Here is a 22391-nt window from a genome sequence, read left to right as displayed (position 1 = left end):
ATGCAGCCTTTGGCAAAAAAATTATTGTCTATTTGCAGTGATAGCATCGCACCGGGAAAAGTAGATAGGGCGATATTGGCTGCGTATAAATCACCACTCGTTGATGAACTGATATCTTTGCTAAATTGCAAAAATGGTTTTTATTGTTTTGAATCAGCATTACATGTTTTTTCATGTGAAACAGTTGGTGATGATTTTGGAATTATTGATTGGAATAACAATGAGTTATGGATTGACTCTTATGATGATATGGCTAGGGATGCACTTTACTTCGCAGAAGATGTTTTTGGTGGTCAGTTCTGTATAAAAAGTGATGGAGTTTATTCCTTTGATCCTGAAACTGGAATGTTTGAGTGGCTGGCTAAAAGCATAAATGAATGGTGTGGTGTCGTACTGAATGAATATAAAGTTATTACAGGTTATTCCTTAGCCCATTTTTGGCAGAAAGCTCATGGCCCTATACCTTCAGGATATCGTTTAGTTCCTAAAATTCCCTTTGTTGCAGGAGGAGATTTTGATATCAATAATCTTTATGTTGATAAATCAGACAAAGCAATGAGGTCAAGAGCTAATATTGCATTGCAAATAAGAGACGTTCCTGATGGTGGAAGTATCCAATTAAATATTATTAATTAATAGATAACTATCCAGCTTATAAATAAACGACGATCCCGGCACTTGCGCCGGGATCTTTGTTTTTTTACCGGTCAGATCCTAAGTTCTGCTTCAATCACCAGCCGCCCGCGCTCCACGGTGACAATCACCGGCTGTCCGGTGTTAAAGCCGAGGTCTTCCAGCCAGCGGCCCTTCAGCGTGAGTTGCGGCGGCGGGTTGCCCTTCATGCCATTGGGGGCGTAACCGACGGTGTAATGCCGTTGGGGTTCTTTTACTTCAGTTGCGCGGGGTTCTGCCTTAGAATCGCGTCCAGCCATAGTAACTACCTCTTTAGTTGCCTGTGGTGAGCGGAGGTGATGAGGTGCGAACTCATCGCCTCCGCGTTAAAAATCCTGTCTTTTTAGCCGTCCAGTCCGTCCGTTCCTGCCTGTTGCGCCTGAGCAATCACGGCGTCGAGCATCTCCGACACCAGCTTCTGCCTGCTTCTGGGCAACTGGCCTATCACCTGAATCTGCTGCTCCAGCCGTGACGCCGGGCCGCGCTTGCGCGGTGGCGGGGTATGGCTGTCGCCCAGCAGGGCATCAAGAGAAACGGAAAGCTGTCTTGCCACGGCAGGCAGCGCTGAAATCTGTATCCGCCGCCGCCCGGACTCCCATGACTGAACAGCCTGCTGGGAAACGTTCAGTGCCTGCGCGAGCTGAACCTGAGTGAGTCCGGCGTCTTTACGCAGGGCGGTGATACGCTTGCCGAGTTCGGTCATAAAAATCTGTTCTTCACTACTGATAGATGCCGCCATCGTGGATGAACCCTGTGCTGGTAAAGTCCTGATGGCCATAATCTACCTCCTATTTTACATCTCACTGTTGTAAATACTACCCACTGAGGTATATGCTTGTCGAGTTATTTTTACTGAAACCCTATTGACAGGTTTTTGACAGGAGCAGCGGAAATGGGACGAATGACACCGGCAGAGCTGGAGCAACTGAAACGCGGGGTGTCGCTGCGGGCCGTGGCGCAGTCTCAGGGTCATACACTGAAAAAGCAGGGGGCGGACAGTTATGTCTGCCGGTGCCCGTTCCATCAGGAAAACACGCCGTCCTGCGTCATCACGCCGTCGAAAAACCTGTACCACTGCTTCGGCTGCGGGGCGTCGGGGTCGGTGCTGGACTGGCTGCAACACACCGAGCGGCTGACCTGGCCGCAAACCCTGTTGCGGCTGCGGGAACTGGCTGGCAATCCGTCTTTTTTAGCCGCCCCGGTGGTTCCGGCTTCGCCGTCTGCGGCGCGTACCAGACTCGCCGATCTGGATGATGACGGTCAGGCGCTGCTGAATCAGGTTATCGGCTTCTACCACCAGAGCCTGCTGGCGAACCCGGAAGCACAGCAGTGGCTGGTCAGTCGCGGGCTGGCTCATCCTGAACTGGTGAGCCACTTCCGGCTGGGGTTCGCCGGTCATCACGGTATCGGCGGCAGCGCGGGGCTGTTGCCGTCCTCGTCGAGTCAGGAAGGAAAGCGGCTGCGTGAGAAACTGGCCGGGCTGGGGGTGCTGCGCGCCACCACGAAGCAGGACCACTTCCGGGGCTGCGTGGTGATGCCGGTTATCGGCTGGGCGGAATCGGCGAGTGTGGCCCAGCGTGGCCGGGTGATGCAGTTGTACGGGCGTCGGGTACAGCCGGACCACAAAATCCTCAAAGGCTCGCCGAAGCACCTGTACCTGCCGTCGCCGCTGGCCGGGGTGTGGAACGAGGAAGCGCTGAAGGCGTCGTCCGACCTTATCCTGTGCGAATCGCTGATTGATGCGATGACGTTCTGGTGTGCCGGGTTCCGCAATGTCACCACGGCGTACGGGGCCAACGGCTTTACCGCTGACCATCTGGCCGCGTTGCAGTACCACGGCGTGAAGCGGGTGCAGATAGCCTATGACCGGGATGAGGCCGGCGACCGGGGCGCGGACAGCGTGGCGGCGGACCTGTTGGAAGCGGGTATCGAAGCATGGCGGGTGCGGTTCCCGCCGGGGCTGGATGCGAATGCGTATGCGCTGAAGAGCGGCAACCCGGAAAGCGCGTTAGGGCTGGCACTGGAGCAGGCGGCATGGATGGGTCAGGGCAGCGGGCCGGGGGTGGTGTTCTCCCGTGACATGCCATCCGGCGGGGACGATACCGCTTCTTCCTTAGCCGCCCCGGCGGGCGTACCGGCACCGACGGTGGCAGGCGAGTTAACCGCGTCCGGCGACCTGCTGCTGACTCACGGCCCACGGGTGTGGCGGGTGCGCGGCTGGCAGAAAAACACCGTACAGGACGTGATGAAGGTCAACGTGCAGGTGCGGGACGCGTCAACCGGCGCGCTGTATGTGGACTCGCTGGACCTGTACAGCTCGCGGCAGCGTCAGGGCTATGTGAGCGCGGCGGCGGCGGAACTGGGCTGTGAAGCGTCGGTCATCAAGCGCGAGTGCGGACGGGTGCTGCTGATGCTGGAGCAAAAGCAGGATGACGTGCGGCAGGCGGCGGAGCAGGCCGACAATGTGGCGTCGGTGACGGTGAGTGCGGAAGACGAGGCGGCGGCGCTGGAGCTACTGAAATCCCCCCATCTGGCTGAACGCATCATCAATGACCTCGCGGCCTGCGGGGTGGTGGGGGAAAGCACCAATCTGCTGACCGGGTATCTGGCGGCGACGTCGCGCAAGCTGGATAAACCGCTGGCCGTGCTGATACAGAGCAGTTCGGCGGCGGGGAAATCGTCGCTGATGGAGGCGGTGCTGGGGATGATGCCGGAGGAAGAGCGTATCCAGTACAGCGCGATGACCGGGCAGAGCCTGTATTACCTCGGTGAAACCTCGCTGCAACACAAGATACTGGCGATAGCCGAAGAAGAAGGGGTGCGGCAGGCCGCCTATGCCCTTAAGTTGCTCCAGTCGGACGGGGAACTGAAAATCGCGTCAACCGGCAAGAACGAGCAGAGCGGGGAACTGGTGACGCGGGAATACAAAGTGCAGGGGCCGGTGATGCTGATGCTGACCACCACGGCCAGCGACGTGGATGAAGAGCTGCTCAACCGCTGTCTGGTGTTGACGGTGAACGAATCGCGGGAGCAGACGCAGGCGATACACGCGATGCAGCGTCACGGGCAGACGCTGGCCGGGCTGCTTCAGTCTTCAGAAAAGCAGTACCTGACCCGGCTACACCAGAACGCGCAGCGGCTGCTGCGGCCGCTGAAGGTGGTCAATCCGTATGCCGACCGGCTGACGTTCCTGTCGGACAAGACCCGCACCCGGCGCGACCATATGAAGTACCTGACGTTAATCCAGGCCATCGCGCTGCTGCATCAGTACCAGCGTGAGGTGAAACGGGTGACGCACCGGGGCGCGGTTATCGAGTATATCGAGGTGGAAAAGAGCGATATCGCGCTGGCCAACCACCTGGCCCACGAAGTGCTGGGCCGGACGCTGGATGAAATGCCGCCGCAGACGAGGAAACTGTTGCTGCTGATACAGGCGATGGTGGGCGAACAGGCGCAGCGTCAGGGCTGCCAGCCGGGTGAAGTGCGGTTCACGCGGCGGGATATCCGGGCATGGACGAACTGGAGCGACAGCCAGCTCAAGAACCACTGTCTGCGGCTGGCTGAAATGGAATACCTGCTGCTGCACGGCGGCAGCCGGGGGCATCTGTTGCAGTATGAGCTGCTGTGGGACGGCAACACCGGCGATGACCCGCACCTGTGCGGGCTGCTGGAGGTGGACGAGCCTGAAGGCCGTGAACGCAAGTCTGGCCAGGAAGAAGAAAAGTCTGGCTTAAGTCTGCCCCAGGTTCGGGCCAGGTCTGACGTGGAAAACCCGGCGTCAGGCCAGACGGCGCAAGGGCTGACGGCGGAACCGGTCGGGGCTGAGTCAGATACAGTAATCAGGGGAAAAGGAAAATCGCCTGCCACGCCGCTGCCTGCGGTTGGCGTGGATACGCAGCGGTGGCAGGGCAGCGAACGCAAGTCTGCCCCGGTGGAAGAAAAGTCTGGCTTAAGTCTGCCTCAAGTCCGGGCCAGGTCTGGTGTGGAAAAACCGGCGTCGAGCCAGACGGCACAAGGGCTGACGGCGGACGTGGTCGGGGCCGGGTCAGACGCAGTAATCAGGGGAAAAGGAAAATCGCCTGCCGTGCCGCTGCCTGCGGTCGGCGATACGCCGGTTGAGAGCGCGGGGGTGACACATGGCTAACCGTAAACCCCGCGCCGATGCGCTGCTGACGGTGGATGAGGTCTACCGAAAGCCCATCGGCCCGGCCAGTGACCCGAAGAGCCTGTACGCGCTGCTGCTGCGGTTCGTGGCGTGGCGTCGGGAGCGGAACTGGTCAGAAACCACGCTGAAAACGCAAACCCATCATCAGTACCGGTTCATCCTGTGGGCGGCGGAGCGCGGGTTGCACTATGGCCGGGACATCACCTTACCGATACTGGAGCACTATCAGCGTCACCTGTACCAGTACCGCAAGCCGAACGGGGAGCCACTGAGCACCCGGACGCAGCGCAGCCAGCTGGGGCCACTGGTGGTGTGGTTCGGCTGGATGACGCGGCATCATCTGCTGCTGGCCGACCCGGCGTCGGGTCTGGTGTTGCCGCGGCTGGAAAAGCGGCTGCCGCGCCATATCCTGAGCGTGGCGGATGTGGAGCAGGTACTGGCGTTGCCGGACCTGACCACGCTGCAGGGCATCCGCGACCGGGCGCTGATGGAGCTGCTGTGGTCAACCGGAATACGGCGGGGTGAAGTGGCGGTGCTGGAGGTGTACAGCGTGGACGCGAGCCGCCATATCGTGACCATCGTACAGGGCAAGGGAAAGAAGGACCGGGTTATCCCGGTCGGGCAGCGGGCGCTGCGCTGGCTGACGTATTACCTGCAGGCGGTCAGGCCGCAACTGCTGGTGAATCCGCACTGCCCGGCGCTGTTCGTGGCCCTGGACGGTGTGGAAGGACTGACGCCGAACGGCATCACCAATCTGGTCAGTCACTACATCAAAGCATCGGGGATAGCGAAATGGGGAAGCTGCCACCTGTTCCGGCACGCGATGGCGACGCAGATGCTGGAGAACGGGGCGGACCTGCGGTGGATACAGGCGATGCTGGGCCACGCGAGCGTGGAAAGTACGCAAATCTACACCCAGGTCTCAATCCGGGCGTTGCAGGCGGTTCATGCGAGTACCCATCCGGCGGAGCGTGACCCTGAAGAGGAAACCGGGTTGCCGGCTGACCTGATGGCGGCAGAGCAGCCGGACACCCCGGAGGCAGACGACACGCCCGCGTTGCCGGACAGCCCCAAAAGTTAGCGTTCTCCGGGCGGGTCCGCCGGGAGCGGGTTCGGCAGACAGCCCGGCGGGCTGACTGCCGTCATGCCACGTCGCGGGCGGGGGTAAACGTCTGCCCGGCCAGCGTTGTGCGGCGGTGCGGCATGTGGCCAAGCTGCTGGCCGGTCAGCCGTTCAACATAATGCGGGGGATTATACGAAGCTCGCCGGGCAACGCCGCCGCTCCTTGCCGTCGCGTGGAGCGGCTCGTATCGTATAATCCGCATTATGTCTTGCGCCCCCGCCATCGGCATCGCGGGTGAGGCGCGGCGCGCAAGGCGGCGCCTTCCGCTGTCGGCGGCGGTGTTCCTTCTTCAGCACTCAGGTCAACCCCCAAACCCAACCCCCAGGAAGAAGTCGGCCCGTCGGGCCTCCGCTGAAGGGCTTCATGCCCACCCGCTGCATCTGTCCGTCACGGCTCGCAGTCGGTTCCCTCCTTGCTCGTTCCCGTGCCGGCCAGCCTTCGCCCCCGCCCCGGTGTGGCGTGGTCATGCAGGTGCGTCTTCTCCTTAACCGTCGGCGCGACAGAGCGCCGCAGGGCGTCGCTTGCGGACTCTGTGCCGTCCGCGCCGGCAGAACCCGCGCCGGGGCCACAGGCAAGCTGTGGCCCCGTCACGGGTTGCGATGAAACCCCAAACCGAACCCCCAACACCGGATGGCAGCGGCTGCCGCCGCTGCTATGATGCGTGTGTTGCAGGCAAAAGCCACGGCAGGGCGGTAGCGTGTCGGGGGCCAAAACCGCGTATCGGGGCTTGGGTGTCCGGGTATCGAAATGCATCAGGAAAAACCGGCTGTAACCGGCTGACGGCACAGGGAAAAGTGGTGTTCGTCGGCTGACTTCGCAACGGAAGAAGTTGTTGTGGAGAATAACTCGTTAGCCGGAGATAACGCCCGTCAGTCAGTAAAAGAGAGTGCGGAATGGTGGAAGAAACAGATCCGCGACAAGCTTGGTGAAGGCACGACCTCTGCTACAGCAAACAGCATTATCAATGCGATAGTGGATAGCGGTGATTCGGCGATAGGGTCAGCGGACTATGTTGCCGATGCGGCAATGGCTCTAGCCTCCTGTGCTGCCGGGGACAGTTACTGTAATAAAGCGCTGAGTGACCTCTCAGGAAAGAATCAGGCAGTAGCCGACAGTGTATCGGCACTGATGAAGAGCGAAACCTGGTCAGCGGTAGCCGACACGATCAAACAGGCTTCTGGAGGCAATCAGGCGGCACTGGAAGCGACGGGTGGAATGCTGGCTGGTATTCTGCTGCCGGGTAAGAAGGCTCCTGCATTATCAGAGGCGTTGAAAGAGCCAAAGGTTGTTATCGTTGATAAAGCAAAATATCCAGAATCAGCCCGGCATATTGAAGATGCACAGCAGGCAGGGCATCCTACTGTACTTACGATTGATCGTGGTGGTGCATCAGAAAGGCGGAAAGAGTCTTTGAAAGATACCCCGACTGTTCCAGGGCTTGATCGTGATGAATATCCGCCTGCTATGTTTAAAGAAGGCGGTTCTGGAGCATCAGTTCGATTGATAACCCCTTCAGATAATCGTGGTGCCGGAGCATGTATAGGGGCACAGTGTCGAGGATTACCTGATGGTTCTTCTGTTATTATAAAGACAGAAAAGGAGAAGTAGATATGCAGCCTTTGGCAAAAAAATTATTGTCTATTTGCAGTGATAGCATCGCACCGGGAAAAGTAGATAGGGCGATATTGGCTGCGTATAAATCACCACTCGTTGATGAACTGATATCTTTGCTAAATTGCAAAAATGGTTTTTATTGTTTTGAATCAGCATTACATGTTTTTTCATGTGAAACAGTTGGTGATGATTTTGGAATTATTGATTGGAATAACAATGAGTTATGGATTGACTCTTATGATGATATGGCTAGGGATGCACTTTACTTCGCAGAAGATGTTTTTGGTGGTCAGTTCTGTATAAAAAGTGATGGAGTTTATTCCTTTGATCCTGAAACTGGAATGTTTGAGTGGCTGGCTAAAAGCATAAATGAATGGTGTGGTGTCGTACTGAATGAATATAAAGTTATTACAGGTTATTCCTTAGCCCATTTTTGGCAGAAAGCTCATGGCCCTATACCTTCAGGATATCGTTTAGTTCCTAAAATTCCCTTTGTTGCAGGAGGAGATTTTGATATCAATAATCTTTATGTTGATAAATCAGACAAAGCAATGAGGTCAAGAGCTAATATTGCATTGCAAATAAGAGACGTTCCTGATGGTGGAAGTATCCAATTAAATATTATTAATTAATAGATAACTATCCAGCTTATAAATAAACGACGATCCCGGCACTTGCGCCGGGATCTTTGTTTTTTTACCGGTCAGATCCTAAGTTCTGCTTCAATCACCAGCCGCCCGCGCTCCACGGTGACAATCACCGGCTGTCCGGTGTTAAAGCCGAGGTCTTCCAGCCAGCGGCCCTTCAGCGTGAGTTGCGGCGGCGGGTTGCCCTTCATGCCATTGGGGGCGTAACCGACGGTGTAATGCCGTTGGGGTTCTTTTACTTCAGTTGCGCGGGGTTCTGCCTTAGAATCGCGTCCAGCCATAGTAACTACCTCTTTAGTTGCCTGTGGTGAGCGGAGGTGATGAGGTGCGAACTCATCGCCTCCGCGTTAAAAATCCTGTCTTTTTAGCCGTCCAGTCCGTCCGTTCCTGCCTGTTGCGCCTGAGCAATCACGGCGTCGAGCATCTCCGACACCAGCTTCTGCCTGCTTCTGGGCAACTGGCCTATCACCTGAATCTGCTGCTCCAGCCGTGACGCCGGGCCGCGCTTGCGCGGTGGCGGGGTATGGCTGTCGCCCAGCAGGGCATCAAGAGAAACGGAAAGCTGTCTTGCCACGGCAGGCAGCGCTGAAATCTGTATCCGCCGCCGCCCGGACTCCCATGACTGAACAGCCTGCTGGGAAACGTTCAGTGCCTGCGCGAGCTGAACCTGAGTGAGTCCGGCGTCTTTACGCAGGGCGGTGATACGCTTGCCGAGTTCGGTCATAAAAATCTGTTCTTCACTACTGATAGATGCCGCCATCGTGGATGAACCCTGTGCTGGTAAAGTCCTGATGGCCATAATCTACCTCCTATTTTACATCTCACTGTTGTAAATACTACCCACTGAGGTATATGCTTGTCGAGTTATTTTTACTGAAACCCTATTGACAGGTTTTTGACAGGAGCAGCGGAAATGGGACGAATGACACCGGCAGAGCTGGAGCAACTGAAACGCGGGGTGTCGCTGCGGGCCGTGGCGCAGTCTCAGGGTCATACACTGAAAAAGCAGGGGGCGGACAGTTATGTCTGCCGGTGCCCGTTCCATCAGGAAAACACGCCGTCCTGCGTCATCACGCCGTCGAAAAACCTGTACCACTGCTTCGGCTGCGGGGCGTCGGGGTCGGTGCTGGACTGGCTGCAACACACCGAGCGGCTGACCTGGCCGCAAACCCTGTTGCGGCTGCGGGAACTGGCTGGCAATCCGTCTTTTTTAGCCGCCCCGGTGGTTCCGGCTTCGCCGTCTGCGGCGCGTACCAGACTCGCCGATCTGGATGATGACGGTCAGGCGCTGCTGAATCAGGTTATCGGCTTCTACCACCAGAGCCTGCTGGCGAACCCGGAAGCACAGCAGTGGCTGGTCAGTCGCGGGCTGGCTCATCCTGAACTGGTGAGCCACTTCCGGCTGGGGTTCGCCGGTCATCACGGTATCGGCGGCAGCGCGGGGCTGTTGCCGTCCTCGTCGAGTCAGGAAGGAAAGCGGCTGCGTGAGAAACTGGCCGGGCTGGGGGTGCTGCGCGCCACCACGAAGCAGGACCACTTCCGGGGCTGCGTGGTGATGCCGGTTATCGGCTGGGCGGAATCGGCGAGTGTGGCCCAGCGTGGCCGGGTGATGCAGTTGTACGGGCGTCGGGTACAGCCGGACCACAAAATCCTCAAAGGCTCGCCGAAGCACCTGTACCTGCCGTCGCCGCTGGCCGGGGTGTGGAACGAGGAAGCGCTGAAGGCGTCGTCCGACCTTATCCTGTGCGAATCGCTGATTGATGCGATGACGTTCTGGTGTGCCGGGTTCCGCAATGTCACCACGGCGTACGGGGCCAACGGCTTTACCGCTGACCATCTGGCCGCGTTGCAGTACCACGGCGTGAAGCGGGTGCAGATAGCCTATGACCGGGATGAGGCCGGCGACCGGGGCGCGGACAGCGTGGCGGCGGACCTGTTGGAAGCGGGTATCGAAGCATGGCGGGTGCGGTTCCCGCCGGGGCTGGATGCGAATGCGTATGCGCTGAAGAGCGGCAACCCGGAAAGCGCGTTAGGGCTGGCACTGGAGCAGGCGGCATGGATGGGTCAGGGCAGCGGGCCGGGGGTGGTGTTCTCCCGTGACATGCCATCCGGCGGGGACGATACCGCTTCTTCCTTAGCCGCCCCGGCGGGCGTACCGGCACCGACGGTGGCAGGCGAGTTAACCGCGTCCGGCGACCTGCTGCTGACTCACGGCCCACGGGTGTGGCGGGTGCGCGGCTGGCAGAAAAACACCGTACAGGACGTGATGAAGGTCAACGTGCAGGTGCGGGACGCGTCAACCGGCGCGCTGTATGTGGACTCGCTGGACCTGTACAGCTCGCGGCAGCGTCAGGGCTATGTGAGCGCGGCGGCGGCGGAACTGGGCTGTGAAGCGTCGGTCATCAAGCGCGAGTGCGGACGGGTGCTGCTGATGCTGGAGCAAAAGCAGGATGACGTGCGGCAGGCGGCGGAGCAGGCCGACAATGTGGCGTCGGTGACGGTGAGTGCGGAAGACGAGGCGGCGGCGCTGGAGCTACTGAAATCCCCCCATCTGGCTGAACGCATCATCAATGACCTCGCGGCCTGCGGGGTGGTGGGGGAAAGCACCAATCTGCTGACCGGGTATCTGGCGGCGACGTCGCGCAAGCTGGATAAACCGCTGGCCGTGCTGATACAGAGCAGTTCGGCGGCGGGGAAATCGTCGCTGATGGAGGCGGTGCTGGGGATGATGCCGGAGGAAGAGCGTATCCAGTACAGCGCGATGACCGGGCAGAGCCTGTATTACCTCGGTGAAACCTCGCTGCAACACAAGATACTGGCGATAGCCGAAGAAGAAGGGGTGCGGCAGGCCGCCTATGCCCTTAAGTTGCTCCAGTCGGACGGGGAACTGAAAATCGCGTCAACCGGCAAGAACGAGCAGAGCGGGGAACTGGTGACGCGGGAATACAAAGTGCAGGGGCCGGTGATGCTGATGCTGACCACCACGGCCAGCGACGTGGATGAAGAGCTGCTCAACCGCTGTCTGGTGTTGACGGTGAACGAATCGCGGGAGCAGACGCAGGCGATACACGCGATGCAGCGTCACGGGCAGACGCTGGCCGGGCTGCTTCAGTCTTCAGAAAAGCAGTACCTGACCCGGCTACACCAGAACGCGCAGCGGCTGCTGCGGCCGCTGAAGGTGGTCAATCCGTATGCCGACCGGCTGACGTTCCTGTCGGACAAGACCCGCACCCGGCGCGACCATATGAAGTACCTGACGTTAATCCAGGCCATCGCGCTGCTGCATCAGTACCAGCGTGAGGTGAAACGGGTGACGCACCGGGGCGCGGTTATCGAGTATATCGAGGTGGAAAAGAGCGATATCGCGCTGGCCAACCACCTGGCCCACGAAGTGCTGGGCCGGACGCTGGATGAAATGCCGCCGCAGACGAGGAAACTGTTGCTGCTGATACAGGCGATGGTGGGCGAACAGGCGCAGCGTCAGGGCTGCCAGCCGGGTGAAGTGCGGTTCACGCGGCGGGATATCCGGGCATGGACGAACTGGAGCGACAGCCAGCTCAAGAACCACTGTCTGCGGCTGGCTGAAATGGAATACCTGCTGCTGCACGGCGGCAGCCGGGGGCATCTGTTGCAGTATGAGCTGCTGTGGGACGGCAACACCGGCGATGACCCGCACCTGTGCGGGCTGCTGGAGGTGGACGAGCCTGAAGGCCGTGAACGCAAGTCTGGCCAGGAAGAAGAAAAGTCTGGCTTAAGTCTGCCCCAGGTTCGGGCCAGGTCTGACGTGGAAAACCCGGCGTCAGGCCAGACGGCGCAAGGGCTGACGGCGGAACCGGTCGGGGCTGAGTCAGATACAGTAATCAGGGGAAAAGGAAAATCGCCTGCCACGCCGCTGCCTGCGGTTGGCGTGGATACGCAGCGGTGGCAGGGCAGCGAACGCAAGTCTGCCCCGGTGGAAGAAAAGTCTGGCTTAAGTCTGCCTCAAGTCCGGGCCAGGTCTGGTGTGGAAAAACCGGCGTCGAGCCAGACGGCACAAGGGCTGACGGCGGACGTGGTCGGGGCCGGGTCAGACGCAGTAATCAGGGGAAAAGGAAAATCGCCTGCCGTGCCGCTGCCTGCGGTCGGCGATACGCCGGTTGAGAGCGCGGGGGTGACACATGGCTAACCGTAAACCCCGCGCCGATGCGCTGCTGACGGTGGATGAGGTCTACCGAAAGCCCATCGGCCCGGCCAGTGACCCGAAGAGCCTGTACGCGCTGCTGCTGCGGTTCGTGGCGTGGCGTCGGGAGCGGAACTGGTCAGAAACCACGCTGAAAACGCAAACCCATCATCAGTACCGGTTCATCCTGTGGGCGGCGGAGCGCGGGTTGCACTATGGCCGGGACATCACCTTACCGATACTGGAGCACTATCAGCGTCACCTGTACCAGTACCGCAAGCCGAACGGGGAGCCACTGAGCACCCGGACGCAGCGCAGCCAGCTGGGGCCACTGGTGGTGTGGTTCGGCTGGATGACGCGGCATCATCTGCTGCTGGCCGACCCGGCGTCGGGTCTGGTGTTGCCGCGGCTGGAAAAGCGGCTGCCGCGCCATATCCTGAGCGTGGCGGATGTGGAGCAGGTACTGGCGTTGCCGGACCTGACCACGCTGCAGGGCATCCGCGACCGGGCGCTGATGGAGCTGCTGTGGTCAACCGGAATACGGCGGGGTGAAGTGGCGGTGCTGGAGGTGTACAGCGTGGACGCGAGCCGCCATATCGTGACCATCGTACAGGGCAAGGGAAAGAAGGACCGGGTTATCCCGGTCGGGCAGCGGGCGCTGCGCTGGCTGACGTATTACCTGCAGGCGGTCAGGCCGCAACTGCTGGTGAATCCGCACTGCCCGGCGCTGTTCGTGGCCCTGGACGGTGTGGAAGGACTGACGCCGAACGGCATCACCAATCTGGTCAGTCACTACATCAAAGCATCGGGGATAGCGAAATGGGGAAGCTGCCACCTGTTCCGGCACGCGATGGCGACGCAGATGCTGGAGAACGGGGCGGACCTGCGGTGGATACAGGCGATGCTGGGCCACGCGAGCGTGGAAAGTACGCAAATCTACACCCAGGTCTCAATCCGGGCGTTGCAGGCGGTTCATGCGAGTACCCATCCGGCGGAGCGTGACCCTGAAGAGGAAACCGGGTTGCCGGCTGACCTGATGGCGGCAGAGCAGCCGGACACCCCGGAGGCAGACGACACGCCCGCGTTGCCGGACAGCCCCAAAAGTTAGCGTTCTCCGGGCGGGTCCGCCGGGAGCGGGTTCGGCAGACAGCCCGGCGGGCTGACTGCCGTCATGCCACGTCGCGGGCGGGGGTAAACGTCTGCCCGGCCAGCGTTGTGCGGCGGTGCGGCATGTGGCCAAGCTGCTGGCCGGTCAGCCGTTCAACATAATGCGGGGGATTATACGAAGCTCGCCGGGCAACGCCGCCGCTCCTTGCCGTCGCGTGGAGCGGCTCGTATCGTATAATCCGCATTATGTCTTGCGCCCCCGCCATCGGCATCGCGGGTGAGGCGCGGCGCGCAAGGCGGCGCCTTCCGCTGTCGGCGGCGGTGTTCCTTCTTCAGCACTCAGGTCAACCCCCAAACCCAACCCCCAGGAAGAAGTCGGCCCGTCGGGCCTCCGCTGAAGGGCTTCATGCCCACCCGCTGCATCTGTCCGTCACGGCTCGCAGTCGGTTCCCTCCTTGCTCGTTCCCGTGCCGGCCAGCCTTCGCCCCCGCCCCGGTGTGGCGTGGTCATGCAGGTGCGTCTTCTCCTTAACCGTCGGCGCGACAGAGCGCCGCAGGGCGTCGCTTGCGGACTCTGTGCCGTCCGCGCCGGCAGAACCCGCGCCGGGGCCACAGGCAAGCTGTGGCCCCGTCACGGGTTGCGATGAAACCCCAAACCGAACCCCCAACACCGGATGGCAGCGGCTGCCGCCGCTGCTATGATGCGTGTGTTGCAGGCAAAAGCCACGGCAGGGCGGTAGCGTGTCGGGGGCCAAAACCGCGTATCGGGGCTTGGGTGTCCGGGTATCGAAATGCATCAGGAAAAACCGGCTGTAACCGGCTGACGGCACAGGGAAAAGTGGTGTTCGTCGGCTGACTTCGCAACGGAAGAAGTTGTTGTGGAGAATAACTATCTGAGTGCGACAGAAGCCGCAAAGAAAGCGGCTCTGGAGCGCAAGGAAAAAGCTGGAACACTGACGGCGGACGAAACCAAAGAACTGGCGGATACCCGCAAACTGGATAAAGACCGCGATCAGGCCATCCATGATATCTGTACGCAGGGCAACAAATCGGGTGGGGCTTGCTCGGCACTGGTGGCTCAGGCGCAGCAGGCGCTGAATACCTATGGCGGCAATGTTACCTATAACCTGATATTTAAAGACCTGTACCCGCAGGATGCGGCCAATGCGAGCGCGATACTGAAAGGGCTGGATGAAGGGAGTATCACCCGCGACGCGGCCATCACGGCCATCGCCAAAGCGACCGGAAAAGGCTGGGATGACGTGGCGTCGCAGTATGATTCCGTGATGCAGTTGCATGGGATGGTCAGTACGCTGGCCGGGTTTAAAGGTGTTGCGGCAGAAGCTGGTGAAGTATCGGTTGCTGGTAATGTAGCTAAAAAAGTGGAGCAAGGTGCTCCTGCAACTGCCGGTACGAAGATAGACAGTAAAGTAACATTAACTCAGAAAGACAGTTTACCTGATGCTGTTACGGCATCATTCAAAGATGGTAACTATCAGACGGTAATTACCAATGAACCCGTTTTAGTTTACAGAAAGTTTGGTGGTGGCTCAGATCAGGCGAAACTTGATGGTGGGTATGCTACAACTGAACAAAATGCCGGGCGTAATGAAACTGCTGTATATAAGAAATGGAGCACTTCACAGTTTGAAGCACAGATTGAAATCCCAGAAAATACAAAAATTAATATAGGTGTAGTTGGTGAACAGAAGCCAGGTAGTGAAAAACCGAAATATGATGGTGGGGCTGATCAAATTTTGATGCCAAGGAATTATCCATCAGAATGGATAAAGTCGGTACGTGACGGTAAGACTGGTAAAGTTTATACCTATGATGAATTTAGAAAATCGTTTCCTGATCAAGTGACAAATAAAAGGTGATTAGATGTTAACAGAAAATGATATGCAGGATATATCAAGGCTTATAGAGCTGTTAAATAAGGTCATCGCATATGTCGTTGAGAACGAAGGTAATGACTTGCGTTGTAAGGGAATCCTTAAGTCTTTAAGAATACTTGAGGGCAATCAGCGTAATGGCCTTCCAAATTTATATAATCATATCATGGGTGATTTTAGAATGATGGTTGATCGAGGGTTATATGGTGATCAATATATAGATGAAATAACAAATGAAGTATGTAAAATAATAAAGTCAAATAGCTTGTTTTATAAATAGTCAACAATGTGATCCCGGCCCTTGCGCCGGGATCTTTGTTTTTTACCGGTCAGATCCTAATCTCCGCCTCAATCACCAGCCGCCCGCGCTCGACGGTGACGATAACCGGCTGGCCGGTGTTAAAACCGAGATCGTCCAGCCAGCGGACCTTGAGGGTGGGTTGTGGCAGGGTTGCCCGAAAAAGCTCCATCACCCGGACAGGAAATGTTTTGTGGCCACCGCCAGTGGGCCGTGTCCCCAAAACCACCCGGTCAGGGCCATGCCCCGACACCCCTGCGTTAAAACAAAAACCCCGGCGCGGGCCGGGGGTGGTGTTGGTTACTCGGCAAACGTCAGCCCGCCGGGATAATGCCTGATCCAGTTGGCGGCGGCGTCCGGGTCAAAGGGTTCGATGCTCAGCCCTTCCAGACAGTGCCACAGCTCGCGGGTGTTCTGCGCGGTGATGACCATGCAGACGGGGATGACCCGTATTTTTAACGGCATCCCGTCGGTAAATCCGGCTTCGGTAAGCCAGGCCCCTTGCAGTGGCACCGCCTGAAACCCGGCGCGTGCATAGCGTTCGGCTTGGGAAATGCGTTGTATTGCCTGATATGACTGCTTTGGTGGTGGATGAGGATGTGTATTAATAAAGGGCGATGGTGCGGCAAAGGAAGAGAAGAAAAGTCTAACAGATTAGTAATGAATACTATCCCGTAGAGTTGGAGACAATGATGGTAACCAGTATCGCGTTAAGCCCGTACTTCGAGCCGTTTATCCGTGAGCAAATCGATAGTGGCCGTTATAACAATGTCAGCGAAGTAGTACATGCCGGGTTGTGTGCGCTGGAAAAGTGGGGGCAGCAGATGACGCTGGATGCGCTGCGGGCGGCGGTAGAGCTGGGCGTGAACAGCGGGCCGGGCAAGGAGGCGCAGGCGGTGTTCGGTCGTCTGTCGGAGAAATACCGCCGGATGGCGGAAGGTGAGCAGGCAGAATGCAAAACGGCTGGGTGTTGAGCGTGACAGGCTGAAAAACTGCCTGCATAATGACAACACAAATGACACCACGAAGGTGAAAAATGATGGGAACAATCCACTTCAGAATAGACGAGGAAACCAAGCGTCTGGCGATGCAGGCAGCGGAAAGACGGCGAATGAGTCTGACAGAGGTAATGCGTCAGCGGGCAGAAGAGCTGGCCGCAGAGGAGCGTCGCTATCAAAACAGTGAGCATGAGGGCTGGCTGGAGCAACAGATACTGGAGGCATTCAGCCGTTATGAGGACGGGGAAAGTGAGTTTATCAGTAACGAAGAAATGAACCACCACATGAATGAACTGAAAATACAGGCAGCACGGGGCAAGCTGTGACATCAGCCATTCAGTGGGAAAAACAGGCACAGGCAGATCGTGAGGCCATCTTCCGTTATCTTTACAAAGAAGCGGGATTAGCGGTAGCCAGTGCCACGGATGACCGGTTCGTCAGTATGGCTGACATCCTTCAGGACAATCCTCAGGCGGGGGTAAAAGCCGCGAAAACGGAAAAACATCGGAAACTGGTGGTGCCACGTTTCCCGTTCATCATCGTCTATGCTGTTGAAGAGCATGTGGTTCGTGTACTGCGCATACTGCATACCTCCCGAAAAATAGCGGGACATTACCGTAAGTGTTAGCTCTACCGGGCGAGTCCACGAGCCTGTCCGTAATTCTGTGTAATTGCCACCCTTCAGTTGCTCCTCTATTACTCTTTACCTCATTACCTCATTACCTCATTACCTCATTACCTCATTACCCTTCTGACTCTATCCCCCAATCTTCACCTCCCTTGACGCACATCAAAAGGCGATGCGTAGACAGGAATATGATTGATAATCGTTATTACTTACCTTGATGCATTGCCGCCGTGTTGTAACGCAGGCGGGGTGCGGCGCACTGTCAGTGAAGGAATGGTGTATGGCTCTGAGTCTTCAAACGCTGCTTGATCTTCCTCTTAACGTGAATGCCGTAGTGGCGCGTATTCGCTCAACGGGCGAGTACCAGCAGCGGCTGACTGAGCTTGGCATCCGTGTCGGTGGCCAGGTGCGCGTGATTCAGCGTGATGCCAATCAGCCGTTAATGTTGGCTGCCGGGGATAGCCGGGTGGCGATCAACTGGGAGATGGGTAAGCAAGTGTGGGTATCGCCACAGCAATAAACACGATGGCAATCGGTTTGTCATGTTCGGTTTCTGGCAATCGGTTGATGACGGCGGGGTTACGACTCCCGTTATTTTTTATCAGGCAACTGCTTTTTATCAGGCTGCAATGGGTATGAGGTTTACACAGCGATGACACTGGAAGCATTGGCAGTGGGCACACAGTGGCGTGTGCTGGGGTTTCAGAAAGGATCGGCGGATTACCGCAAGCGCCTGCTGGCGCTGGGCGTGACGCCGGGAGTGGAGTTTTCGGTGTCGCGAGTCGCACCGCTGGGTGATCCGATAGAACTGCGCCTGCGTGGTGCATCGATCAGCGTGCGTAAAGGCGAAGCACAGATTTTGATTCTGGAAAAATGTTAATCCGGGCAGGTAAGGATTTTTTATGAATACGCAACCCGTAATTTGCGTGGTAGGTAACCCCAATTGTGGCAAAACGACGCTATTTAACGTCCTGACCGGCGGTAAACAAACGGTCGGTAACTGGCCCGGCGTGACGGTGGAAAAGAAAGTCGGCAGTTACCGTTATCATCAGCAACAAGTGACGTTGGTGGATTTGCCGGGGGTTTACTCGCTGAACCCGTCTTCCGAAAGCTCGGAAGACGAACGGGTAGCACGTGATTACATCCTGTCCGGCGAAGCCAATCTGGTACTGAATATCGTTGATGCCTCCAATCTGGAGCGAAATCTGTATCTCACCGCGCAGTTGCTGGATATGCAGGTGCCGATGGTGGTGGCCGTCAATATGATGGATATCGCCGCCGCACGTAAGTTGGATATTGATATCGCCGGTTTACAGCAGCGCCTGGGGTGCCCGGTCATCCCGATTACCACCAGCCAGAAGAAAGGCATCGCGATGTTGCATGAGGTGTGTCAGGCCGCGCTGGCACAACCGGTGATTCCACCGGTGTCGATTCCTTATGACGCGCCACTGAACCAGGCGGCGCAGGCGATTGCGGATAAACTGCAAGGGCAGGCGGCGATTCGTAACCCGTATTGGCTGGCGATTCAGTTGCTGGAAGGCGACATGACGGTGCGTGACCGGGTGCCTGCGGATACGCTGGCCTTTGCCGATGCTGAAGTCGCCCGGCTGGTCGCCGAGTATGAGGATGAGCTGGATATTTTTCTGGCGGACGCGCGTTACCAGTTCGTTGGCGCGGTGGCGCGTGAGGTGATTACCCGCCGTGGCGAGGCTTCCGCAACCCTGACCGACAAAATTGACCGCGTCGTGTTGCACCGCTTTTTTGGTATTCCGATCTTCCTGCTGGTGATGTACCTGATGTTCGTCTTCACCATCAATATCGGCAGTGCGTTTATCGACTTTTTCGACAAGCTGTTCGGCACCTTGCTGGTGGATGGATTCGGCGAGCTGTTGCTGGCGTTGCATACCCCAGAATGGCTGAAAACCCTGCTGGCGGATGGCGTGGGCGGCGGTATTCAGACCGTATCCACCTTTATTCCGGTGATCGGTTGTCTGTATCTGTTCCTGTCCTGGTTGGAGGATTCCGGCTATATGGCGCGAGCGGCGTTTGTGATGGACCGCTTTATGCGCAGCATCGGTTTGCCGGGCAAGGCGTTCGTGCCGCTGATTGTCGGGTTTGGTTGTAATGTGCCAGCGGTGATGGCGACGCGCACCATGGAGCGCCATAGCGACCGTGTGGTGACGGTGATGATGGCCCCATTTATGTCTTGTGGTGCACGTTTGCCGGTGTACGTGCTGTTTGCGTCCGCCTTGTTTGTCGAAGGCGGACAAAACCTGGTGTTCGGGTTGTATCTGGTCGGTATCGCGGCGGCGATTGCGACCGGCTTTTTGCTGAAAAATACCGCGTTGAAAGGCGAAGCGTCTGCCTTTGTGATGGAAATTCCCCCTTATCACTTGCCCAGCCTGCGCAGTGTACTGATTCGCACCTGGGAGCGCCTGAAGGGGTTCTTGCTGCGTGCCGGACGGCTGATTGTGGTGGTGGTGACGGTGCTGGGCTTTCTCAACTCGATGGGGACAGATGGTTCCTTTGGTAACCAGAATACCCAGAAGTCGGTGCTGTCGGCGGTGGGGCAAGCCATCGTGCCGGTATTCAAACCGCTGGGCATTCGCGATGAAAACTGGCCAGCCGCAGTAGGGGTGTTCACCGGGATCTTCGCCAAAGAAGCGGTTGTCGGTACGCTGGATGCGTTGTACGGCGCAATGGCAGCCTCGCAGGACGGCGGCGCGAAAGCAGAAGCCAAACCTTTTAGCCTGACCGGCGGTATTCAAGATGCGCTGGCGACCATCCCTGAAAATCTGGGCAAGCTGGGTGACGCGGTATTAAACCCGTTAGGGATCAATGTTGGTGATTTGAGTGATACCGCCACGATTGCCAAAGACAATAAATTCTCTGTGACCTCGCTGACCGTGATCAGCCAACTGTTTGATGGCCGCCTGGGGGCGTTTAGTTACCTGCTGATGGTGCTGTTGTATATCCCTTGCGTGGCGGCGGTATCCGCCATCTGGCGTGAGGTGGGCACCGCCTGGACGCTATTCTGCGCTGGCTGGACTATTCAGGTCGGCTACAGCACGGCGGTGGTGGTGTATCAGGTTGGGCGGTTTAGCCAGCACCCGTTGTATTCGCTGTGTGCGCTGATGGGGGTGGCGGCAATGCTGTGTGTCACAGTGATGTTGCTGCGCCGCAATGGTCTGCAACGCCAGCGCACCGTGGTAGGTGAAGTAAAATAAACCAGTCGGGCGGGCAACTGCCCGCCGGGGAGACATAATGACGCTACTTGAATTGCGGGATTTTGTCCGCGAAAGAAAAAAGGTGTCGCTGCAAGATATCAGCACGGCTTTTAAGGCCGATCCTGGTGTGGTGGCGGGAATGCTGGAGGTGTGGGTACAGAAAGGCAAAATCCGCTTCCATCAGGGGGATGCCGCACCCAAATGCGGCGGCTGTTGCGGCTGTGATAAACGCCAGGGCCAGTATTACGAGTGGTTGTGATGTTTTCCCGGGCCGAGGTGCAATCAGCCGTCGGCCCGGCTTCCCGTCCTGCGGCGGTAAATCTGCCGCCTGTCTTGAGATGTTGTCTGTTTATTAACTCCTTGTAGGTGTTCCTGGCGTGTCTGTCATGGTGGCTGACGTGCTGCCCAGCGTTATGGGCGCTGTAAGACGGCGGTGCCGGGTGGAAAACCAATAAAAACTGACCTGACGCAATATGTGGTACAGGCACCCTCTACATAATGAAACCTGTAATCCATCGGAGGGGGTGATGATGGAAAAATTACTTGATCGTTTTTTGAATTACGTTGCGTTTGATACCCAATCCCGACCGGGTGTTCGGCAGGTGCCGAGCACGGAAGGGCAATTGAAGCTGGCGCAGGCGCTGCAACAAGAATTAATTGAACTGGGACTGGAACAGGTATCGGTTACCAAGCATGGCTGTGTGATGGCGACATTACCCGCTAATGTTGCCTGGCCTGTGCCGGTGGTGGGGTTTATCGCCCATATGGATACCTCACCGGATTTTAGCGGCAAACATGTTAATCCACAGATTGTCGAGAATTATCGTGGCGGTGATATTGCGCTGGGTATGGGTGATGAAGTCTTGTCGCCGGTGATGTTCCCGGTGCTGCATCATCTGCTCGGCCAGACATTGATTACAACTGATGGCAAAACGCTGTTAGGGGCGGATGATAAAGCCGGTATTGCGGAGATCATGACCGCACTGGTTCGGCTGAAGAAACGCCAAATCCCACATGGTGAGATTCGTATTGCTTTCACGCCGGATGAAGAAGTCGGTAAAGGTGCCCAGCACTTTGATGTCGATGCATTCCGGGCGGAATGGGCCTATACAGTAGATGGCGGTGGCGTGGGTGAGTTGGAGTATGAAAACTTCAATGCCGCGTCGGCTGTCGTGAAGATTGTCGGTAACAACGTCCATCCGGGCTGGGCAAAAGGGGTGATGGTCAATGCGTTGTCGTTGGCGACACGTTTTCACCAACTCGTACCGGCTGATGAGACGCCAGAGCAGACCGAAGGCTATCAGGGTTTTTATCACCTCAATAGCGCGAAAGGGACGGTAGAACGGGCTGAACTGCACTACAGCATTCGGGACTTTGAGCGTGATAGCTTCGAGCGGCGCAAGAAAACGCTGCTGGATATCGCGGAAAAAGTGGGTGAGGGCCTGCATCCGGATTGTTATATCGAAGTCACGATTACCGATAGCTACTACAACATGCGTGAACAAGTGGAGCAGCATCCCCATATCATCGCGCTGGCGCAGCAGGCCATGCGTGATTGCGGGATTACGCCGCTGATGCAACCGATTCGTGGCGGTACGGATGGCGCTCAGTTATCTTTCCGCGGTTTGCCGTGCCCTAATCTGTTTACGGGCGGCTACAATGCTCACGGTAAGCATGAATTTGTGACGCTGGAAGGGATGGAAAGCGCTGTGGCGGTGATTATGCGTATCGCCGAACTGACGGCATTACGGGCCAGGAGCCGACAAACCAGCACTGAGAGTGCGTCAGTAAAAGCCTGATGGTTTAGGTATTAAGCTACTAACACAGAAGACGCCGTTTGGCGTCTTCTGTGTTTTAGA

Annotated in this window: 27 protein-coding genes; 19 read left to right on the top strand and 8 right to left on the bottom strand. The window is 57.6% G+C overall.

Going from position 1 to position 22391, the window contains the following annotated elements:
- The gene (locus FAZ14_RS00615; protein WP_206670619.1) at positions 1-636 is read left to right on the top strand and encodes an SMI1/KNR4 family protein; all 636 of its coding nucleotides are present in this window, start codon (positions 1-3) and stop codon (positions 634-636) included.
- Positions 637-707: 71 nt separating this feature from the next.
- On the opposite strand, the gene FAZ14_RS00610 is transcribed toward FAZ14_RS00615, so the two are convergent.
- Both FAZ14_RS00610 and FAZ14_RS00605 read right to left on the bottom strand, forming a co-directional pair.
- Positions 708-932, bottom strand: a complete 225-nt coding sequence (locus FAZ14_RS00610) for a SymE family type I addiction module toxin (protein WP_153507874.1) — start codon at positions 930-932, stop codon at positions 708-710.
- Positions 933-1015: 83 nt separating this feature from the next.
- Positions 1016-1450: a helix-turn-helix domain-containing protein gene (locus tag FAZ14_RS00605; protein WP_235914423.1), complete on the bottom strand. Its 435-nt coding sequence runs from the start codon at positions 1448-1450 to the stop codon at positions 1016-1018.
- Between the two features lie 114 nt (positions 1451-1564).
- Between FAZ14_RS00605 and FAZ14_RS00600 the strand changes: the two genes are divergently transcribed.
- Complete coding sequence (locus FAZ14_RS00600; protein ID WP_153507873.1) at positions 1565-4816, top strand: CHC2 zinc finger domain-containing protein; 3252 nt, start codon at positions 1565-1567, stop codon at positions 4814-4816.
- Positions 4809-5918: a site-specific tyrosine recombinase XerC gene (gene xerC / locus FAZ14_RS00595; RefSeq protein WP_153507872.1), complete on the top strand. Its 1110-nt coding sequence runs from the start codon at positions 4809-4811 to the stop codon at positions 5916-5918. The genes FAZ14_RS00600 and xerC (FAZ14_RS00595) overlap by 8 nt, the downstream gene beginning before the upstream one ends.
- 61 nt (positions 5919-5979) lie before the next feature.
- Here the strand turns inward: xerC (FAZ14_RS00595) and FAZ14_RS00590 are convergent, their stop codons facing one another.
- Positions 5980-6162 carry a hypothetical protein gene (locus tag FAZ14_RS00590; protein ID WP_153507871.1) on the bottom strand — a complete coding sequence of 61 codons (183 nt, stop codon included), beginning with the start codon at positions 6160-6162 and terminating at the stop codon, positions 5980-5982.
- A 397-nt stretch (positions 6163-6559) separates the two neighbouring features.
- On the opposite strand from FAZ14_RS00590, the gene FAZ14_RS00585 reads away from it, so the two are divergent.
- From FAZ14_RS00585 to FAZ14_RS00575, 3 genes are read left to right on the top strand one after another with little or no spacing between them, the layout of a single operon-like run.
- Positions 6560-6772 (top strand): hypothetical protein, encoded by a 213-nt coding sequence (locus FAZ14_RS00585; protein ID WP_153507870.1) that lies wholly within the window; start codon positions 6560-6562, stop codon positions 6770-6772.
- 22 nt (positions 6773-6794) lie between these two features.
- Positions 6795-7568: a NucA/NucB deoxyribonuclease domain-containing protein gene (locus tag FAZ14_RS20230; RefSeq protein ID WP_206670620.1), complete on the top strand. Its 774-nt coding sequence runs from the start codon at positions 6795-6797 to the stop codon at positions 7566-7568.
- A 2-nt stretch (positions 7569-7570) separates the two neighbouring features.
- Complete coding sequence (locus FAZ14_RS00575) at positions 7571-8206, top strand: SMI1/KNR4 family protein (protein ID WP_206670619.1); 636 nt, start codon at positions 7571-7573, stop codon at positions 8204-8206.
- A gap of 71 nt (positions 8207-8277) precedes the next feature.
- Here FAZ14_RS00575 and FAZ14_RS00570 read toward each other — a convergent pair whose 3' ends face one another.
- Together FAZ14_RS00570 and FAZ14_RS00565 are read right to left on the bottom strand one after the other, a co-directional pair.
- Positions 8278-8502, bottom strand: a complete 225-nt coding sequence (locus FAZ14_RS00570) for a SymE family type I addiction module toxin (protein ID WP_153507874.1) — start codon at positions 8500-8502, stop codon at positions 8278-8280.
- Between the two features lie 83 nt (positions 8503-8585).
- The gene (locus tag FAZ14_RS00565) at positions 8586-9020 is read right to left on the bottom strand and encodes a helix-turn-helix domain-containing protein (RefSeq protein ID WP_235914423.1); all 435 of its coding nucleotides are present in this window, start codon (positions 9018-9020) and stop codon (positions 8586-8588) included.
- A 114-nt stretch (positions 9021-9134) separates the two neighbouring features.
- On the opposite strand from FAZ14_RS00565, the gene FAZ14_RS00560 reads away from it, so the two are divergent.
- Both FAZ14_RS00560 and xerC (FAZ14_RS00555) read left to right on the top strand, forming a co-directional pair.
- Complete coding sequence (locus FAZ14_RS00560; protein WP_153507873.1) at positions 9135-12386, top strand: CHC2 zinc finger domain-containing protein; 3252 nt, start codon at positions 9135-9137, stop codon at positions 12384-12386.
- Entirely contained in the window at positions 12379-13488 is a 1110-nt protein-coding gene (gene xerC / locus FAZ14_RS00555) for a site-specific tyrosine recombinase XerC (RefSeq protein ID WP_153507872.1), read from the top strand. The genes FAZ14_RS00560 and xerC (FAZ14_RS00555) overlap by 8 nt, the downstream gene beginning before the upstream one ends.
- A gap of 61 nt (positions 13489-13549) precedes the next feature.
- Here the strand turns inward: xerC (FAZ14_RS00555) and FAZ14_RS00550 are convergent, their stop codons facing one another.
- Positions 13550-13732: a hypothetical protein gene (locus FAZ14_RS00550; RefSeq protein ID WP_153507871.1), complete on the bottom strand. Its 183-nt coding sequence runs from the start codon at positions 13730-13732 to the stop codon at positions 13550-13552.
- A gap of 397 nt (positions 13733-14129) precedes the next feature.
- On the opposite strand from FAZ14_RS00550, the gene FAZ14_RS00545 reads away from it, so the two are divergent.
- The 3 genes from FAZ14_RS00545 to FAZ14_RS00535 are packed head-to-tail and all read left to right on the top strand — an operon-like array spanning position 14130 to position 15661.
- A complete protein-coding gene (locus FAZ14_RS00545; RefSeq protein ID WP_153507870.1) occupies positions 14130-14342 on the top strand; it encodes a hypothetical protein in 213 nt (70 codons plus the stop codon).
- Between the two features lie 22 nt (positions 14343-14364).
- Positions 14365-15366: a DUF6862 domain-containing protein gene (locus FAZ14_RS00540; protein ID WP_153507869.1), complete on the top strand. Its 1002-nt coding sequence runs from the start codon at positions 14365-14367 to the stop codon at positions 15364-15366.
- Positions 15367-15370: 4 nt separating this feature from the next.
- On the top strand, positions 15371-15661 hold the full coding sequence (locus tag FAZ14_RS00535) for a hypothetical protein (RefSeq protein ID WP_153507868.1): 291 nt from the start codon (positions 15371-15373) through the stop codon (positions 15659-15661).
- A gap of 49 nt (positions 15662-15710) precedes the next feature.
- On the opposite strand, the gene FAZ14_RS00530 is transcribed toward FAZ14_RS00535, so the two are convergent.
- Together FAZ14_RS00530 and FAZ14_RS00525 are read right to left on the bottom strand one after the other, a co-directional pair.
- A complete protein-coding gene (locus FAZ14_RS00530) occupies positions 15711-15851 on the bottom strand; it encodes a SymE family type I addiction module toxin (RefSeq protein WP_153507867.1) in 141 nt (46 codons plus the stop codon).
- Positions 15852-15979: 128 nt separating this feature from the next.
- On the bottom strand, positions 15980-16192 hold the full coding sequence (locus tag FAZ14_RS00525; protein WP_420890210.1) for a SymE family type I addiction module toxin: 213 nt from the start codon (positions 16190-16192) through the stop codon (positions 15980-15982).
- Between the two features lie 179 nt (positions 16193-16371).
- Between FAZ14_RS00525 and FAZ14_RS00520 the strand changes: the two genes are divergently transcribed.
- The 8 genes from FAZ14_RS00520 (at position 16372) to pepT (ending at position 22331) form a co-directional block, all read left to right on the top strand.
- On the top strand, positions 16372-16653 hold the full coding sequence (locus FAZ14_RS00520; protein WP_153507865.1) for a type II toxin-antitoxin system ParD family antitoxin: 282 nt from the start codon (positions 16372-16374) through the stop codon (positions 16651-16653).
- Between the two features lie 65 nt (positions 16654-16718).
- Positions 16719-17003 carry a DNA-damage-inducible protein J gene (locus tag FAZ14_RS00515; protein ID WP_016941527.1) on the top strand — a complete coding sequence of 95 codons (285 nt, stop codon included), beginning with the start codon at positions 16719-16721 and terminating at the stop codon, positions 17001-17003.
- Complete coding sequence (locus FAZ14_RS00510) at positions 17000-17305, top strand: type II toxin-antitoxin system RelE/ParE family toxin (protein ID WP_153507864.1); 306 nt, start codon at positions 17000-17002, stop codon at positions 17303-17305. Before FAZ14_RS00515 ends, FAZ14_RS00510 begins: the two co-directional genes overlap by 4 nt.
- A gap of 280 nt (positions 17306-17585) precedes the next feature.
- Positions 17586-17825 carry a FeoA family protein gene (locus tag FAZ14_RS00505; RefSeq protein ID WP_016941525.1) on the top strand — a complete coding sequence of 80 codons (240 nt, stop codon included), beginning with the start codon at positions 17586-17588 and terminating at the stop codon, positions 17823-17825.
- Between the two features lie 132 nt (positions 17826-17957).
- A complete protein-coding gene (locus FAZ14_RS00500) occupies positions 17958-18185 on the top strand; it encodes a FeoA family protein (RefSeq protein ID WP_012884601.1) in 228 nt (75 codons plus the stop codon).
- 22 nt (positions 18186-18207) lie between these two features.
- Complete coding sequence (gene feoB, locus FAZ14_RS00495) at positions 18208-20532, top strand: Fe(2+) transporter permease subunit FeoB (protein WP_153507863.1); 2325 nt, start codon at positions 18208-18210, stop codon at positions 20530-20532.
- A 37-nt stretch (positions 20533-20569) separates the two neighbouring features.
- The gene (locus FAZ14_RS00490) at positions 20570-20791 is read left to right on the top strand and encodes a FeoC-like transcriptional regulator (RefSeq protein WP_012884603.1); all 222 of its coding nucleotides are present in this window, start codon (positions 20570-20572) and stop codon (positions 20789-20791) included.
- Positions 20792-21062: 271 nt separating this feature from the next.
- Positions 21063-22331 carry a peptidase T gene (gene pepT / locus FAZ14_RS00485; RefSeq protein ID WP_016941477.1) on the top strand — a complete coding sequence of 423 codons (1269 nt, stop codon included), beginning with the start codon at positions 21063-21065 and terminating at the stop codon, positions 22329-22331.
- Positions 22332-22391 lie beyond the last annotated feature (60 nt).

The organism is Dickeya oryzae (assembly GCF_009372235.1).
In the GTDB taxonomy this organism is placed as follows: Bacteria; Pseudomonadota; Gammaproteobacteria; order Enterobacterales; family Enterobacteriaceae; genus Dickeya; species Dickeya oryzae.
Note: the sequence above shows the minus strand (reverse complement) of the source record. Positions and strands in the feature narration are given on the sequence as shown.